This window comes from Prevotella sp. AM42-24, assembly GCF_003461825.1.
Taxonomy (GTDB): domain Bacteria; phylum Bacteroidota; class Bacteroidia; order Bacteroidales; family Bacteroidaceae; genus Prevotella; species Prevotella hominis.
The window spans coordinates 1-15,785 of the sequence record NZ_QTXV01000068.1 but is presented as its reverse complement, the minus strand read 5'-3'; the positions used below and the strand labels follow the sequence as shown (position 1 = coordinate 15,785).

Genomic DNA, 15,785 nt, shown 5'->3' with positions numbered 1-15,785 from the left:
TTTTTTCAATTATGCAAGGTATAAACGCGGAGCCGCTTACTAGATTGAGGTGAAGGGTGGTGAAGGGTGGTGAAGGGTGATTTTAAGTTATTGTGCTTGTAAGTACTTGTTTATCAGATGTTTATGCTGATATGGTGAAGGGTGAAGGGCTTTTCTCGTTTCGCTTTTCAAATTTCCGTTTTTGTAGTATTTCCCGCTATTTCGGTATAAAAAATTGGGGATTCTTCTGGTATTTGGCCAAAAAGATTTGGGGATTCTTCTGCTTTTTAATTAAAAAGATTTGGGGATTCTTCTGCTTTTTAACTAAAAAGATTTGGGGATTCTTCTGCTTTTTAGCCAAAAAGATTTGGGGATTCTTCTGTTTTTTAACCAAAAAGATTTGGGGATTTAGGATAAATATCGTAAATTTGCACCCATCAAACAGAATAGATTATGGGAAAAGTTTTTAAGCGCAAACTATATGATAAAATGCTTAACTGGAAGCAGACCAGAGACGGTTCTACAGCACTTCTCGTCAAGGGAGCACGTCGTGTAGGAAAATCCACAATAGCCGAGGAATTTGCAAAAAACGAGTATAAAAGCTATATACTCGTCGACTTTGCTGATGCACCAACAGCCTTGTGGGAAGCTATTGACAACATCTCTGACCGCAATCATTTTTTCATGCAACTTCAATTTATATATGGTGTAAGATTATACGAACGAAAATCTGTAATTATTTTCGATGAGGTTCAAAAGTGTCCCAAGGTTCGTGAGGCCATTAAATATTTGGTTAAAGATCGCAGATATGACTATATTGAGACAGGGTCATTGCTTTCTATCCGGAAGAACACCAAGGACATCGTGATACCAAGTGAGGAAACAAGACTTACGATGTATCCTATGGACTATGAGGAGTTTCGTTGGGCCTTGAATGATAATGTTACAATTGATATGCTTAGAGAATGTTTCAACAGTAAACGTTCTTTAGGTGATGCGACTATGAGGAAGCTTCTTCGTGACTTTAGGCTGTATATGTTAGTTGGGGGCATGCCGCAAGCTGTCAATACTTATTTGGAAACAAATAACTTGACAGAGGTTGATAACAAGAAGAGAGAAATCCTGGATATATATATAGATGATTTTTTGAAGATAGACCCATCAGGTAAGATATCCAAGATGTTTAGCGCAATACCCGCCCAACTTAGTAAAAATGCCAGCCGATACCAACAAACCAGCATCTTAGGGAAAAATGAATCCTCGGAAACAATCGCCGAGTTTTTGCGCGACATGGAAGATAGCCTTACCGTGAATTTCGCTCACCACTCAGACAATCCTAGTGTGGGACTTCCTGCACATACGGACTACGACCAGTACAAGATGTTTATGGGAGATACCGGGCTTTTTGTCACGCTGGCCTTTTGGGATAAAGATGTAACCGAGAATATCATCTATCAGAAGCTTCTTAGTGACAAGTTATCAGCAGACTTGGGGTACGTATATGAAAATGTTGTAGCCCAATTACTTGTGGCAACAGGCAACAGGCTTTTCTACCATACATGGCGTTCCAAGACGTCAAACCACAATTACGAGGTTGATTTTTTACTATCACGTGGAAGCAAGCTGTGGCCGCTTGAGGTGAAATCTTCTGGCTATCAGACACACAAGTCGTTGGATGAATTTTGCAAAAAATATTCAGAGCATATAAGTAACAGGTACTTGATATATACCAAGGATCTTAAAAAGGATAAAGAAACAATACTTCTACCTGTTTTCATGACCATGTTCTTGTAAAAAGTAAGCGGCTCCGCATTTATAAGAGGGTGTATCAAAACAAAATCGTTTGATACACCCTCTTTTTAGGTTGAGCCTGAAATCAGGCTTATGTTTTCAAATAGCAGTATTCTGCTTTAATCCCAGCTGTCGTTCCAACTGTTGTTCCAGCTGTTGTGTTCTTTCGAACCAGTTATTTCATCTGGAAGTTCTCCATCTTTTCCTTCTTCCTTGATGCTCGGTGTTGTCGAACCATCAGGCTGCCATAGCTTATCATTGCCGGAACCTGCGAGGAAACTATCCTGCAGATCGCAGACTGTAATCTTGATAGCCGGGGTTATATATTCTTTCTTATTCATAATATCTATTTTTTAAAATTCTTTTACAATTTATTGATTTTAAAATCACTTTTTATTTCACAACCACCTTCTTGCCATTCACGATGTAGATGCCTGGCTGAACGCCGAGCATATTATCTACTCGCTGACCATTCAGGTTATACACCTTGGTGCTGCCTGTGGTGTTGACCATTGAAGGCATGTTGATACCTGTAGTCTCACCATTGCCGAAACCGAAGCTAAGGAGCTTGGCATTTCCTGTAGCAGAACCACTCCAAGTAGGAGCGAGCCAGCAGCGGTAGCCCTTCATCCAATGGTTGTTCTTGGTGAGGTAGTAGAGGGCACCATTGTTCCAGATATAATTACCATCCTCAAGATCCTGGTGATTATTATAACTACCGATAAACTTCAAGTCAGTCATTCCCCACTTTGTGGTGATTGCCTGATCTACAGGGAAATTCTGCTCAATAGGATTGGTAGCCTTGGTATCATCGTATTTGAAGGTGACACCACCTGCAGCGAGCGAATTATCTACTTTGTAAATATCACCGCTGATAGTTCCTGCATCAATGGTTATGGCGCCTTTTAGCGCAGTCTTTTTGCTTATATTTATAATATAAGGTGTATTGGCTACGAGATATGCGCTATTGGCATTATTCTTATCTTCCTCTACCAGACTGAATCCGATAATCAAGTTGCCGTTTGAATCATATACTTTGTTTGCCTTGGCTAACTTGGCATCTGAACCAAATGCTTCATCAAACTGCGCTTTGGTCAAGTTCACTGGCATGATGAGAGAGTTCCATTCACCTTCCACAAAAGAACGCTGGAAATACATCGTCAGATTTTCCTTGTATTTCTTCTGACTCTTCTCGCTGAGATTTACGGTCTCCTGGAAAACGAGGTCCTGCTTGCAGTCTTCTGCGAGTTCATCATCATCAGGTGTTCCATCTCCATCCTTGTCGTTACGTAGATAAAGTCCATATACCGCCAAGTTGTTGAGAGCCTTTACACCTTCGCCTTGTGTTATTACCACTTCATCGTAGTCTGATTTCGGATTGATAAAGATGTAGCCTTTATCTCCCAAAGTAATGACGTTGGCTCCGAGTATGCTCCAGTCGCTGAATGTTTCAACAGGCTCTTTACCACCCTTATTATAAGTTTTTACAACGAGGGCATCAATCACATCAACACCCAAGCCAAAGGCTTCCTTGTTGACAACAACTACGAGCTGCTTATTGCGCGTTGCGGTAACACCTAATTTTATGGCGAGAACCGAACCTCCCACAGCATTTACTCCTGTAGGGAAGATTGTCTTATTGTTTGGGTCACTATCAATACAGTTGGTAATGTCTTTCAGGCCATTGCCCAAATTTGCTACTGCGATAGACTGAGTTCTTGCTTGGTTGATAGTGGCATTGGTATTATCGAATGAAATGACTTCTGCGTGCTCCAATGGGTCGTCGAGAACGGCATCCGCATCGGCTGTATAAGCATAGTAGATGTTCATCACGCTGAGGTCTGCGCCTAACACACCAGAAGTATAGAGGCGGATCTCGTCAAAGATAGTACTTGCAGGTACCTTGATAGAAAATCTAACCTTATGTGTATCCTGACTGCCAATCAGATTGGCTGCGATGGCAGATGAAACAATGCCGCCTTTTACCTCTTCACCATTATTGTAAAGTCTGACGTTAAACATATTGAGTACGTTTGCTTGCAGGGCAGTTTTGGTTGTTACTACGAAACCAACCTGGCGTTCGCCGCTTTGGCGAGCATTTGTTTCATCAAAGATTTTACCATTCTTTTTCTTAACGCCACAAATATAAGCATCTCCGATAGTAACACCTCCGAAATAAGAGGCATAACTGTTGAGCTTAGACGAAATGATGTTGGATGAGTTCTTGACGAAAGACAGAAGGTTGATACCTGCGCTTGTGCCTCCACCTAATTCATATATAGGATTTGCAGGATCGGCATTATAGAGCACAGTTTCCTTCTTCTTATCTTCAGGCTTCTGCTCGGTAGAGCCGCCATAGTTGATAGTGATGGTTTGTGAACATTTTTTCTCGCATGCAAGGTTCGTCAGTTTCATTTTTACAGTCACTTTCTCGCCTGTACCATTCTTGTAGCTATCTGTTTCGCTGAAGTCGAGCGTGTTGTTGGTTGAGTCGAATGTAACTCCATTTGGTAAAGGTTCTGCTGGGTCCCATCTTACATTTGGGAAGTTTTCCTTATCCCATTTGAGCTGATAATGAGAGTCGCAGTTGCAGAGGTCGAGACTGGCAGTAGGATTCATCTCGCATTGATGGCCTGCTGTGATTGGCTTAGGAATGATGAAGGCATAGTTGGCGGTGACACCATTAGCAACTTCCACTCCCATTGTTCTGAATTTGATGCCTGAGAAATCAACAGGAGCCTTAATGGATACTTTCTTTTGATTACCAGCTATAGAAACAGACAGCACGGTTGTTTCTATAGCTTTTTTGTAAATCTCGTTGCCATTCTTGTCAAGAAGATAAATGACAGGGGTTACGCCTGCACCAATCAGAGCTCCATCGCTATACACAAAGCCCGCTTCTGTTCCTGCAGGGAATGTTTCTGTGCTCTTTCCATTATTAGCAATGACTTGTGCATAACCAGAAGAGCCAAGCTGCAAGAGTGCAGAAATTACAATACCATTTGTGAGATCATCATCTATAAGATCTCTGTTAAAGTAATTAAGGTCATGTATTAATGTTGGAACTGAATGTGTGCTTGATTTAGCATTTAATGTAATGTTTTTGTCGTATTGTTGGATTTTTGGATTTGTCAGCGTATATTCTGCATCACCCACGAACGCATAGTAAATCTTCAGACCTTTCACAACATCTACTTTGATGCCATCCTGACCAACAAGTGCAATCTCATCATAATCTTGATCTGGTTGCTCTGATGCAATAATATCTACGGCATTATTTCCTAAATCAATATTACCAACAGAAAGATTGAGTACAGTAAAACCAAGCTGTTCTACTGGAGAAGTCTTGAGAATTTTACCATCTCTATAGAAGCGAATATGGTAGTTGTCTTTCAATACTTCGAGTTTCAATACATTACTTTCTCCCGAAATCTTGAAACCTGCCTTTGTGTCTTTGTCGATGTAGTGCTTCATGTCTTTCACGGCTACAATTGGTGAACCGGCAATGAGAGTTACATTTGCAAGACTTGGGATTGCGTAATAGTTGGTAAGATTCTCATCACATAAGTAGGAGAGATTCTTGGAACCTGAACCCACGGAAATGCCATCAGCCAGGCGGCTTACCATACAGTTATGGCCTACGAGTGCCATACGTGATTTCAACGTGGTGCGGTTTGGTGTTGCACCCTCTTGTCTCTTGTCGTAGTAGGTGTTTGCCTGACCTACTGCCTTCAAAGGAAGCAACATAAAGATAACGGCTACCAGCACGGCAGCTTTAAAAATTTTGATTTTCATAAGACAAATAAATGAGTTATACTTAATATCTAAATTATATTGGAATTACTTAGAGAGTATTAAAATTTTTACTTATAACAGAATGGAACGTTTAAAATGTTAGAAATGGTCGTGCTATCCCTGCCTCTGCCTTATGACAGAAGATAAAAAGGGATATTTATCTAATAAAACTAACCTCCAGAAAACGGAATTTTGATAGATTTAGGGAAAATTAAAATCTTGGTATTTAAGATTAGGGGACTTTTAATGTTGAAGAGCGAAATTACCCCCCCACAATTAGAAATCTCTATCAAGAGATGGTTACTATTTTTTCTCATCATTTTCATGATCTAATCTTTTTATTATAGTTGAATAATTTTACTTGTACTAATGTATTATTGATAGTTGAAACGGATATTATCCTATCTTCTTTTACTAAAGTATTGAGTTTTTTCCTCTTTATCTTATTTCCAGAAGATGTTTTTATCCTTGAATTATACAATATTTTTATACAACTCTTATGATAAGAGTTTACCTGTTGTAATTTCGGGTGCAAAATTACATTCTTTTTGAGAATAAATATGTTTCAAAATGGTTAAGGTTTGCAAATAGAATGATTTTTGTAGAACTTTTATGACTGAAAAAAGTGCTAATATATGGATTTGCAACTTCGTGATAGCAAATCGTGGAGTATTTGGAGATTCTCTTTCACAAGAAAGCGAGCTATGCATATCAATATTACAAAGGTAATATTTTCTATTGAAAATACAACCTATTCTCTCTTTTTTTCAACAACATTAACGTTAGCCTCTCCTGAAATGATTATATAACGAAAAAAGCAGGAACCTCCTCCCAGAGATTCCTGCTTTATGGTTGTTATTGAAAAAGTATTGTTGTAAAGTCCTAAGATTAAGAGTAGCGGATAATCTGACCTGGAGTCAGCTTCTTATCCTTCTTGTAACCGTTGAGGCGGCAAATCTGATCTACTGTTACACCACGCTTCTCGGCGATGGAATTCAGAGTCTCACCATACTTAACCTTGTGGTAAAGCTTCTCGCCACCAGCGTTGGCATTGTATCTGCCCACTTCGCCACCATTAACCTGTTCACGGGTGTAACCACCATTACCAATCTTGCCACGAGCTGCATTGGCATCTGCAGACTCACGCTCGTAAGAGTCGCGACGGAAATCGTAGAAATCGCCAGTAACGTCCTGATTGCGGAAGTCGAACATCAACGCTGGGTTGAGGGCTACACCGCAAAGACGAGTCTCGAAGTGAAGGTGAGAACCGGTACTACGACCTGTATTACCTCCCAAACCAATCACATCACCTGCTCTTACCTCCTCGTTCTCAGAAACGAGCTGCTTAGAGAGGTGACCGTAGATGGTCTCCAAACCATTATTGTGACGGATTACGATGTACTTACCATAACCACCACCTTCATATCTTACGATGCGAACTTTGCCTGAGAAGGCAGCGCGGATTGTGTCGCCAATATAAACCTTGATGTCCATACCTTTATGTTGGCGGCCAAAGCTTGCACGGTAACCGAAGTTACTTGTGACAACGCGACTTGGAGTTGGCATGCAGAAATGACGGAGGTCGATACGGAAGTGCTCAGGAAGCGCAGTCCGGCGGTGAGCATACTTGTTGGAGAAATCCTGATACAGCTCTGCTGAAGGATTCTCTCTATCTTCCATCATTCGATAATGAGATACTGCTAATGTGTCTATCGACTTCATGCGATGGTCAACTGGTGCCTGACGGGCAAGCAAGTCTTGACCAAATGACGGCACGGTTGTTAACGCCAACAATGCCACTACGGAAATCTTCTTTATTTTCTTTTTTAAACTCATACTTTTTAATTAATATTCTTTTTTAGGTTCGTCACCATTGAAATGAAATCATAAATGAAATTCCACTACAAAACACCTAAGTAAAAACCCCTTATGTGCGTGACTTTGTTAAATAGACTTTGCAAATATATGAAAAATATTCCAGTCTGCCAAGGCCATTAACACGAATAAGGGGATATTTAACGCGAAAAGTTGATGTTTAACTTTTGTTAAGAAGAAGCGCTTTTTGATTTAAATCAATTTTGCAGTATTTCGTTTTTGCAAAATTATGCAGGTTTCGTACGAAAGTATTTGCATTTTCTATTGAAATTACTTTCGTTTCCTCATGAAGCCTGTTTCATTCCTTTATGAAGTCTGTTTCATTCCCTCATGAAGCCTTTTTCATTCCCTCATGAAGCCTTTATCGTTTTTTCACGATAAATTCCGTGCTTTTTCTTTCAGCATTCGCAGCAGGGTGACGGCTGGAGAGTGACCCATAAAGATGATTCGCTTGACTTCCGGACTTGTAAAGCGGAGGCATTTCTGATAGGCCTGATACAGTTCACCGAGATTGATGGTGAACTCCTTGCCGGAACTTTCCCGGATGCCTATCAACATCTTGGCTGTGAGGTGGATACGGATGTATCGGATTCCTGTGGTTGTTTCTATTTCCGTGATGCCTTCCAGGAGTTCTCTCATCTGTTCTGGTGTGAGAGGCGATCTGTCTTCCGTCACCATAGAGCGCCTTCTTCCTCTGCGGCGAGGGGCATCTGTGGAAACTGTGCATCCTGATGCCTGTGCGTCCGTTTCCTGCTTCCCGATTTCTTCTGCATCAAAAAGAAAGCCTTCTTCTATATTGTTTTTCTCCTTCATCTCTTTATTCTTTTTTCTCTGTTTTTTCTCCTTTATCTCCCTACGTCTTCTCTTTGAAAAACGGAAATGGTTTCCCTAACTGATTGCAGCCCAATTGATATGGGTTTTCTTCATTTCTTTCAGTCGGTTCCAGAGCAGGGCATTCTGAGGCAGGTTGCAATGTGGGTCGGCATCGATGATGGTCTGTGCTTCTGTGCGTGCCAACTGTACAATCTGTCCGTCTCTTGCAATATTGGCTATCTTCAGGTCGAAAGCCATTCCGCTCTGTTGGGTTCCTTCCAAATCGCCCGGTCCTCTGAACTTGAGATCGGCTTCGGCGATGCGGAATCCATCGTTCGTATCACACATGATATCAATGCGTTTGCGGGTTTCCTCCGACAACTTATAGTTGGTGACGAGGATGCAGTAACTCTGGTCGCAACCTCGTCCCACTCTGCCTCTGAGCTGGTGGAGTTGGGCAAGTCCGAAGCGCTGTGCATCGAGGATAACCATCACGGAGGCATTGGGCACATTCACACCCACTTCTATCACGGTGGTGGCTACCAATATCTGCGTCTCGCCCTTCACGAAATGCTCCATTTCTTCTTCCTTCTCTGCCGGTTTCATCTGTCCGTGTACCTTGCTGAGGCGGAACTCCGGGAAGGCTTCCTTCAGCGTTTCAAATCCTTCCTCTAAGTTCTTGAGGTCGCTCTTTTCGCTCTCCTTGATTAGCGGGAAGACGATATAAACCTGTCTGCCCATATTGATCTGGCGGCGGATGCTCTGGTAGAGGCTGGTCAACTGGTTGTCAAACTTATGCAAAGTCTGGATGGGTTTTCTACCTGGCGGAAGTTCGTCTATCACACTCACGTCGAGATCGCCATAGATGGTCATCGCCAAGGTTCTCGGGATAGGCGTGGCGGTCATCACCAATACATGAGGCGGATTCTCGCTCTTTGCCCATAGGCGGGCACGCTGGGCAACTCCGAAGCGATGCTGCTCGTCGATGACTGCTACGCCGAGATGGGCGAACATCACGGGGTCTTCGAGGATGGCATGTGTGCCCACCAATATCTGGACATCTCCACGAATCAGAGCATCGAGCACTTCCTTGCGCTTCTTTCCCTTCACCATACCCGTGAGCAGTTCCACCCGGATGTCCATCCCCTTGAGAAATTCACGGATGGTCTGCAAGTGCTGTTCGGCAAGGATTTCGGTAGGAGCCATCAGACAGGCCTGGTAACCATTGTCGAGGGCGATGAGCATGGTCATCAGTGCCACGAGAGTTTTACCAGAACCCACATCGCCCTGCAGCAACCGGTTCATCTGTCGTCCGCTGCACATATCGGCACGGATTTCATGCATCACCCGTTTCTGTGCGCCCGTGAGTTCGAAAGGAAGATGGTGGGCATAGAAATCATGGAAGATGTCGCCGATTCGGTTGAAGATGTAGCCACGGTATTTGCGCCGCTGGTCGCTCGCGTACCTTAATATATTAAGTTGCACATAGAAGAGTTCCTCAAACTTGAGTCGCACCTGTGCTTTCTGCATCTCCTGATGGGTATGCGGATAGTGGATGAAGCGGAAGGCTTCATCGCGGGAAATCAGATGCAGGCGGGAGGTGATGGAGTCGGGTAATGTCTCGGGCAATTGAGGAAGCAGTCCTACCAAAGTCTTGGTGAGCTTCTCAATGGTGCGGGAGGAGAATCCGTACTTCTTCATCTTTTCGGTGGTATTATAGAAAGGTTGCATTCCCATTTCTGAAATCTGCAGGTTGCTGGCATCATCCATGTCTGGATGGGCAAACTGATAACGGCCGCCAAAGAGGGCTGGTTTGCCGAAGACGATGTATTCGGTACCTACATGATAGGTCTTGAGAATGTACTGGGAACTGCGGAACCAGACTAAATCGACCACGCCGAAGCCATCGGAGAAATGGGCAACAAGACGCTTGTTGCGCTTGCCAGTATCAAACTCCTCGTAACTTAGTATTCGGCCTTTGATCTGGACATAAGGCATGTCGGGGGTGAGTTCGCTGATGTGGAAAATCCTCGAACGATCTACATATTTATAAGGGTAGTATTCCAGCAAGTCACCATAGGAGCTGATACCGAGCTCCTTGCTCAGTATCTCTTTCTTTTTGGGTCCTACGCCGGGCAGGAACATGATGTCTTGGTCTAAAATACTACTCATATTTTTAAGTGAAGAGAGGAGAATTCTCTTGTTCTTATTCTGATAACAATACTTCAGCTATCTTGATGTCGAATGGGGTGGTGATCTTGATGTTCTCTCGATTTCCATCCACCATCGCTACCTGACAGCCGAGACTTTCTACAACGGATGCATCGTCGGTAAACTGTTCCTTGTAACCCTGGTTGAAGGCCTGTTTTGCCAAACTGATGTCAAAGGTCTGTGGAGTCTGCACGATGCGATAATCATCACGGAGCACATTCTTGCCACCGCCACGCTTGTCAATATATCTCAAGGTTTCAGTCACCGCATAGACAGGGATGGCTGCATATTCCTCGCGTGCCGTCTCGTAGCATTCGCTGATGACGTCGGTAGAGACGAATGGGCGCACACCATCATGGATTCCTACCACACCGTCCTCTCCATCGGGGATGAGTGCAAGTCCGTTTTTCGAAGACTGGAAACGGGTGTCGCCGCCATTGGCAATTTGATGCTTGATATCGAAATGATGCTCCTCGCAAAGCTGGTGCCAGTATTCCTGCTGGCTCTCCGGCAATACTAAGATGATATTCAGATGCTCATCGTATTCATGAAAGCGCTCGATGGTGCGCATCAGGATAGGCTTGCCTGCTACTGGCAAGAACTGCTTGGGAATCTCACTTCCCATGCGGAGACCTTTGCCCCCGGCTACTATAATTACGTAATCCATATTTTTCTTTTTACTTGCTCTTCATGAGATGATCATACATCATTCCGTCCTGCAGGGCAGCCACGGTTTCCTTGCTCACGAAATAACTCAATATCTGGTAGGCATAAGGAAGGGTGGCTGCAGGACCTTCACCTGTAATCACATTGCCGTCTTCCTGGAAGAGTGTGCCTGTATATTCTGTGCTGGCATCGAAATACTGTTCGAAACCAGGATAGCAGGTAGCTTTCTTGCCGTCGAGGATGCCTGTGCTGGCCAATACCATAGGTGCTGCGCAGATGGCACCTACACGTTTGCCTGCCTTGTGCTGGGCGATGAGTGCCTGGCGTACTCCCTCATGCTCATTGAGGTTGGTGCTGCCCGGCATTCCACCAGGAATCATCAGCATATCGGCATCTTCAAAACTCTCAACATCCTCGAAACGGAGGTCGGCCTTGATGGTAACTCCGTGGGAAGTTTCCACAAATTCACTACCGGTAACGCTGACCGTCTTGATATCTACGCCCCCTCTGCGGAGGATGTCAACAGGAGCCAAACCTTCGATTTCCTCGAAGCCATTGGCAAGAAATTCATATACCTTTGCCATAATTTTATCTTTTTTGTTGAATAATTCGATTTATATTATTACCTTTGCAAAAGTAACAATAATAATTGAAATGACAAAACAAATGGCAGAACAACATTTGAAATTTGCAATATTTGGCAATGAATACCAGGCTAAGAAGTCGGTTTCCATCGAAACTATCCTGGCTTTTCTGGAAAAGAAGAAGGCTGAGATCTATGTGGAGAATGCTTATTACGACTTTCTCGTACGCGACCTCCATCTGGATGTGAAGGTGGCGGGTGTCTTCGAGGATTACAACTTCGATGTGGATTACGTCATCTCCATGGGCGGCGACGGAACCTTCCTCAAGGCTGCCAGTAAGGTGGGGGCGAAGGGAACTCCTATCATCGGTATCAACATGGGCCGATTGGGATTCCTGGCTGATGTGTTGCCAAGCGAAATAGAGACTGCACTGGACAGCCTCTATGCAGGGGAATGCCAGATAGAGGAACATGCGGTTATCCAGGTAGAGGCGAGGGGCGGCGTATTGGCTGGCAATCCTTTTGCCCTCAATGATATTGCCGTTTTGAAGCGTGATGATGCTTCCATGATTTCCATCCGTACTCATGTGGATGGGGAATTCTTGGTTACCTATCAGGCGGATGGTCTGATCGTTACCACGCCTACGGGTTCTACTGCTTATAATCTCTCCAATGGCGGACCTATCATCATCCCGCAGAGTGGAAGTCTCTGTCTCACTCCTGTTGCTCCGCACAGTCTGAATATCCGTCCTATCGTAATCAATGATACGGCTGAAATCCAACTGGACATCGAGAGTCGCAGTCATAATTATCTCGTGGCTATCGATGGTAGAAGTGAGCGAATGACGGAGGAAACCAGTCTCGTCATCCGCAAGGCTGCGCATTCTATCAAAATCGTGAAGCAGCGTAACCAGCGTTATTTCTCTACGCTGAGAGAAAAACTGATGTGGGGCGCTGACCAGAGGGAAAGATGAATTTAAGTGAAGAGTGAAGAGTGAAGAATTTAAGTGAAGAGTGAAGAATTCAAATGCTTAGATGGATGAAGATATTCAAGGTTCCAAAGTTTAAGTATGATGCCAAGACCTTGCTGATTTGGCTTTGGCAGGCATGGCGGGGCAACCAGTTGCAGGCTGTCCTCAATGCTTCCGTGGGTTTGCTCTCGGTGGGAGTGAGTCTGGCACAGGTTTGGGCGATTAAGCGTGCCATAGATGTTGCTTCTCATGTGGTGGAAGGCGATATCTATTGGGCTGTTGCTCTCATGGGCTTCCTGATTCTTGCCGACTTCGCCCTGAATGTTTCTTCTGTCTGGATTCGTAATCTCTTGGGCATCAAGGCGCAAAACCGTATGCAGCAGCGCATGCTCGATCGTATCCTCCGTTCTGAATGGCACGGTAGGGAAAAGATGCATTCGGGAGATGTGCTCAACCGACTGGAGACGGACGTGAGCAATGTGGTGAATTTCCTGACGGAGACCATCCCGAATACGCTCAGCGTATTAGCGATGTTTCTCGGTGCCTTCTTCTATCTTTTCTCGATGGACAAGGTGCTCTCTATCGTTATCGTCATCATGATTCCGATTTTCTTGGCTTTCTCCAAAATCTATGTGGGAAAGATGCGCCAACTGACCCGCCAGGTGCGTGATTCAGACAGTAAGGTGCAGAGTGTGCTGCAGGAAACTATCCAGCATCGTATGCTCATCAAGACCTTGGAAAAGGATGATGCGATGGTGGATAAACTTGAGAATACACAGAAGGAATTGCGTGGACACGTGGTGAAGCGTACGATGTTTAGCGTGTTCAGTAATCTGATAGTCAACTTCGGTTTTGCCTTAGGTTATCTCGTGGCTTTCCTTTGGGCGGCCATTCGTATGAGTGCCGGCAGTCTGAGCTTCGGAGGCATGACGGCTTTCCTGCAGTTGGTCAATAAGATACAGGTTCCGGCAAGAAACCTTACCAAGTTGGTTCCTGCCTTCGTGAGTGTCTTTACGGCAGCAGAGCGACTGATGGAACTGGAGGAAAATCCGCTGGAGGAACAGGGAGAGCCAATCCTGATTCCTTCGCCTTGCGGCATCCGATTGCAGGATGTCTGCTACAGTTATAAGCTGGCTGAGGCTTCTCCAGAGGAAAAAATCTTGTATCAGAACCAGCCATTGGACAAGACGAATATCATCAATCATCTGAGTTTTGATTTCCGTCCGGGCAGCTGTACGGCTATTTTGGGAGAAACGGGTGCAGGAAAAACTACGCTGATCCGTCTGCTTTTGGCCTTGCTCCGTCCTCAGCATGGAAAAGTAGAGATTTATCATTCGTCGAAAAAGCAGGGAGAACTGTCGCCTCGCCACCGTTGCAACTTCGTATATGTTCCTCAGGGCAATACCCTGATGAGTGGAACCATCCGTGATAATCTGAGATTAGGCAAGTTGAATGCAACTGATGAGGAGATGCAGGCAGCCTTGCATACGAGTTGTGCCGACTTTGTGATGGAATTGCCACAAGGTCTCGATACGGTTTGCAGCGAGCAGGGAGGAGGTTTGAGTGAAGGACAGGCACAGCGTATTGCCATAGCCCGAAGTCTGTTGCGCAATCGCAGCATCATGCTTTTTGATGAGGCTACGAGTGCATTGGATCCGGAAACCGAGCGTCAACTCCTTCAGAATATCTTGGCTTCGCATGATAAGACCGTTATCTTCATCACGCATCGCCCTGCCGTAGTAGATTATTGTGATCAGGTATTGAAAATAGAGCGCACCCCGAGATAGAACGTATTTGAAGCAGTCAGTTTTCGTGTAATTATTATTAAAAATCTCGAAAACATTTGGCTATCTCGTTTTTTATTGCGTAATTTGCGTTGCGTAAAAAGCGCAATGGTTATTTGTGTAATGAATAATGATGAGATATGGCAACATTGAACAATCCTTTTGTTGTGTATGGTTATAAAGGAGCAGAGTATTTTTGCGACCGCCAGAAAGAAACCGAGAAGATGATTTCTACGCTGCATAATGAGCGTAACATCACGCTTGTCGCCCCTCGTCGTATGGGTAAGACGGGCTTGATACATCATGTTTTCCATCAGATGGAGGAGCAATATGAAGGGGTGAAATGTTTCTACCTCGATATTTTTGCCACCAAAAACCTGGAGCAAATGGTGCAAATCATGGCTTCTGAAATCATCGGAAAACTTGATACGGTTTCTCAATCGGCCCTTCGTAAAGTTCAGGAGTTCTTCAGTAGTTGGCGACCTACTTTGACGATAGATGAACTGACAGGAATTCCTACTTTTTCTTTAGATTTAAAGCCGAGTGAGGGTAAGGAGAGTTTGAAGCGAATATTTGAGTATTTGAAGCAGTCAGGTAAGCGCTGCTACATCGCCATAGATGAGTTTCAGCAGATATTAAACTATCCTGAGGATGGGGTAGAGGCAATGATCCGTTCTTATATCCAGTTCTTGCCAAATGTATATTTCGTATTTTCTGGCAGTCAGCAGCACATGATGCAGGAGATGTTTCTGTCTGCCAACCGTCCTTTCTTCCAGAGTTCTTTGGTGTTGTCTTTGCCTTGTATCGAAGAGCAGGTGTATTTGGAATTTGCCAATCGTCTTCTGTCCTCTCAGCACAGGTCAATAGATGAATCCACCTTTTCTTATATCTATCAGCAGTCGGATTGTGTAACGTGGTATGTGCAGGCAATATTGCATGGCATTTATGAGCATGGTTCTTCTGAGATTACGAAGTCATTGGTAGATGAGGTGGTTCAGGAGTTGATAGATGAACAGGCGATGGCTTATCAGAACTATTGTGCCTGGCTTACGGAGAATCAGCAGTTGCTTCTATTGGCAATAGCTCGAGAGGGACTGGTGAGTTCGCCTTTGAGCCAGCAGTTTATCAGATCCCATCAGCTTCCTGCTACGAGCAGCGTGAAAACTGCGTTGAAGGCATTGGTGGATAAGCAGTTGGTAAGCAAGACTCCTAATGGTTATTTAGTAAGCGACCGCTTCTTTGCGAAGTGGATTTGTATTCAGTATGCATGAGAAGTTGTCTTGTCCTAGAAAAAGTTGACACAGTATAAATCAACTT

Annotated in this window: 11 protein-coding genes; 4 read left to right on the top strand and 7 right to left on the bottom strand. The window is 44.2% G+C overall.

Annotated elements, in window-relative coordinates:
* The first annotated feature begins 432 nt into the window (after positions 1 to 432).
* Positions 433 to 1,773, top strand: a complete 1,341-nt coding sequence (locus DW917_RS14255) for an ATP-binding protein (RefSeq protein WP_118119765.1) — start codon at positions 433 to 435, stop codon at positions 1,771 to 1,773.
* Positions 1,774 to 1,889: 116 nt separating this feature from the next.
* Here the strand turns inward: DW917_RS14255 and DW917_RS14250 are convergent, their stop codons facing one another.
* The 7 genes from DW917_RS14250 to DW917_RS14220 all read right to left on the bottom strand — a co-directional run bounded on the left by DW917_RS14250 (position 1,890) and on the right by DW917_RS14220 (position 11,714).
* Positions 1,890 to 2,111 (bottom strand): hypothetical protein, encoded by a 222-nt coding sequence (locus DW917_RS14250; RefSeq protein ID WP_118119763.1) that lies wholly within the window; start codon positions 2,109 to 2,111, stop codon positions 1,890 to 1,892.
* A 52-nt stretch (positions 2,112 to 2,163) separates the two neighbouring features.
* The gene (locus DW917_RS14245; protein WP_118119761.1) at positions 2,164 to 5,565 is read right to left on the bottom strand and encodes a hypothetical protein; all 3,402 of its coding nucleotides are present in this window, start codon (positions 5,563 to 5,565) and stop codon (positions 2,164 to 2,166) included.
* An 888-nt stretch (positions 5,566 to 6,453) separates the two neighbouring features.
* Positions 6,454 to 7,401: a M23 family metallopeptidase gene (locus DW917_RS14240; protein ID WP_022109685.1), complete on the bottom strand. Its 948-nt coding sequence runs from the start codon at positions 7,399 to 7,401 to the stop codon at positions 6,454 to 6,456.
* Positions 7,402 to 7,812: 411 nt separating this feature from the next.
* Positions 7,813 to 8,253 carry a hypothetical protein gene (locus tag DW917_RS14235; protein WP_118119759.1) on the bottom strand — a complete coding sequence of 147 codons (441 nt, stop codon included), beginning with the start codon at positions 8,251 to 8,253 and terminating at the stop codon, positions 7,813 to 7,815.
* Positions 8,254 to 8,328: 75 nt separating this feature from the next.
* Positions 8,329 to 10,425 (bottom strand): ATP-dependent DNA helicase RecG, encoded by a 2,097-nt coding sequence (gene recG / locus DW917_RS14230; protein WP_118119756.1) that lies wholly within the window; start codon positions 10,423 to 10,425, stop codon positions 8,329 to 8,331.
* A gap of 34 nt (positions 10,426 to 10,459) precedes the next feature.
* Positions 10,460 to 11,131: a 2-C-methyl-D-erythritol 4-phosphate cytidylyltransferase gene (locus tag DW917_RS14225; protein ID WP_118119754.1), complete on the bottom strand. Its 672-nt coding sequence runs from the start codon at positions 11,129 to 11,131 to the stop codon at positions 10,460 to 10,462.
* Between the two features lie 10 nt (positions 11,132 to 11,141).
* Positions 11,142 to 11,714, bottom strand: a complete 573-nt coding sequence (locus DW917_RS14220) for a DJ-1 family glyoxalase III (protein ID WP_118119752.1) — start codon at positions 11,712 to 11,714, stop codon at positions 11,142 to 11,144.
* A gap of 82 nt (positions 11,715 to 11,796) precedes the next feature.
* On the opposite strand from DW917_RS14220, the gene DW917_RS14215 reads away from it, so the two are divergent.
* The 3 genes from DW917_RS14215 (at position 11,797) to DW917_RS14205 (ending at position 15,739) form a co-directional block, all read left to right on the top strand.
* The gene (locus DW917_RS14215) at positions 11,797 to 12,687 is read left to right on the top strand and encodes an NAD kinase (protein ID WP_022109674.1); all 891 of its coding nucleotides are present in this window, start codon (positions 11,797 to 11,799) and stop codon (positions 12,685 to 12,687) included.
* A gap of 65 nt (positions 12,688 to 12,752) precedes the next feature.
* Entirely contained in the window at positions 12,753 to 14,471 is a 1,719-nt protein-coding gene (locus tag DW917_RS14210; protein ID WP_118119750.1) for an ABC transporter ATP-binding protein, read from the top strand.
* 137 nt (positions 14,472 to 14,608) lie between these two features.
* A complete protein-coding gene (locus DW917_RS14205) occupies positions 14,609 to 15,739 on the top strand; it encodes an ATP-binding protein (RefSeq protein ID WP_022109672.1) in 1,131 nt (376 codons plus the stop codon).
* Positions 15,740 to 15,785 lie beyond the last annotated feature (46 nt).

Excerpts from the sequence above, each read along its gene's own strand:
- DW917_RS14255 (WP_118119765.1), top strand. The coding sequence starts at position 433 with ATGGGAAAAGTTTTTAAGCGCAAACTATATGATAAAATGCTTAACTGG.
- DW917_RS14235 (WP_118119759.1), bottom strand. The coding sequence starts at position 8,253 with ATGAAGGAGAAAAACAATATAGAAGAAGGCTTTCTTTTTGATGCAGAA.
- DW917_RS14215 (WP_022109674.1), top strand. The coding sequence starts at position 11,797 with ATGGCAGAACAACATTTGAAATTTGCAATATTTGGCAATGAATACCAG.
- DW917_RS14205 (WP_022109672.1), top strand. The coding sequence starts at position 14,609 with ATGGCAACATTGAACAATCCTTTTGTTGTGTATGGTTATAAAGGAGCA.
- DW917_RS14245 (WP_118119761.1), bottom strand. The coding sequence starts at position 5,565 with ATGAAAATCAAAATTTTTAAAGCTGCCGTGCTGGTAGCCGTTATCTTT.
- DW917_RS14220 (WP_118119752.1), bottom strand. The coding sequence starts at position 11,714 with ATGGCAAAGGTATATGAATTTCTTGCCAATGGCTTCGAGGAAATCGAA.
- DW917_RS14210 (WP_118119750.1), top strand. The coding sequence starts at position 12,753 with ATGAAGATATTCAAGGTTCCAAAGTTTAAGTATGATGCCAAGACCTTG.
- DW917_RS14250 (WP_118119763.1), bottom strand. The coding sequence starts at position 2,111 with ATGAATAAGAAAGAATATATAACCCCGGCTATCAAGATTACAGTCTGC.
- DW917_RS14225 (WP_118119754.1), bottom strand. The coding sequence starts at position 11,131 with ATGGATTACGTAATTATAGTAGCCGGGGGCAAAGGTCTCCGCATGGGA.
- DW917_RS14240 (WP_022109685.1), bottom strand. The coding sequence starts at position 7,401 with ATGAGTTTAAAAAAGAAAATAAAGAAGATTTCCGTAGTGGCATTGTTG.
- recG (WP_118119756.1), bottom strand. The coding sequence starts at position 10,425 with ATGAGTAGTATTTTAGACCAAGACATCATGTTCCTGCCCGGCGTAGGA.